Source organism: Dellaglioa sp. CoH-57-MRSF-22, from assembly GCF_056781895.1.
The window spans coordinates 1-269 of record NZ_JBXAXT010000221.1 but is presented as its reverse complement, the minus strand read 5'-3'; the positions used below and the strand labels follow the sequence as shown (position 1 = coordinate 269).

The following is a 269-nucleotide window of genomic DNA, read 5'->3' as shown; positions in this document are numbered from 1 at the left end:
AGAAGGGAAGAGAAGAAGGAAAGGGGGAAAAGGAGAGGGAGGGGGAAAGAAAAAAAGAGGGAGGGAGGGAAGAAGGGGGGGGAGGAAAGAAAGGGGGGAAGGAAGAAAAGGAAGGGAGGGAAAGGGGGGGAAGGAAGGGGGAGAGGGAGAAGAGAAGGGGAGAAGAAAAGGGGGAAAGAAGGAGAGGGAAGAGGAGGAAAAAAAAAAGGAAGGAAGAAGAGGCAAGGCGAAAAGGGGGAGAAGAGGGGGGCGTTAAAACCGTCTATGGG

Annotated in this window: 1 protein-coding gene; it reads left to right on the top strand. The window is 53.5% G+C overall.

Annotated features, from left to right (window positions below; genetic code table 11):
• A partial coding sequence (locus AC1RPR_RS08865) for a hypothetical protein (protein WP_481763580.1) occupies window positions 1–269 on the top strand: 269 nt, incomplete at both ends.